This is a genomic window from Idiomarina sp. UBA4206, from assembly GCF_002383015.1.
Classification (GTDB): Bacteria; Pseudomonadota; Gammaproteobacteria; order Enterobacterales; family Alteromonadaceae; genus Idiomarina; species Idiomarina abyssalis.
In genome coordinates this window covers 4,060-4,369 of sequence record NZ_DFTS01000051.1, presented here as the reverse complement: position 1 = coordinate 4,369, position 310 = coordinate 4,060, and the positions used below count along the sequence as shown (strand labels likewise).

Genomic DNA, 310 nt, shown 5'->3' with positions numbered 1-310 from the left:
AAGGTAAGGTCGTACAAATTATCGGCGCCGTTGTGGATTTAGAATTTCCACAAGACGCTGTACCAAAAGTATACGACGCACTGAAAGTGACCGAAGGTGGCTTAGAAGGTTTGGTTCTTGAAGTTCAGCAGCAGCTGGGCGGCGGAATCGTACGTGCCATCGCAATGGGTACAACTGACGGTCTGCGTCGTGGTATCACCGCTGAAAACACCGGTGAATCAATCATGGTTCCAGTGGGTAAGAAGACCCTGGGCCGTATTATGGATGTATTGGGTAACCCAATTGATGAAGCGGGCCCTATCGGTGAAGA

1 pseudogene is annotated in these 310 nt (G+C 50.0%); it reads left to right on the top strand.

Features of this window, described 5'->3' with window-relative positions:
* Positions 1 to 310: pseudogene (locus B3180_RS10910) on the top strand (F0F1 ATP synthase subunit beta); the annotation flags it as partial.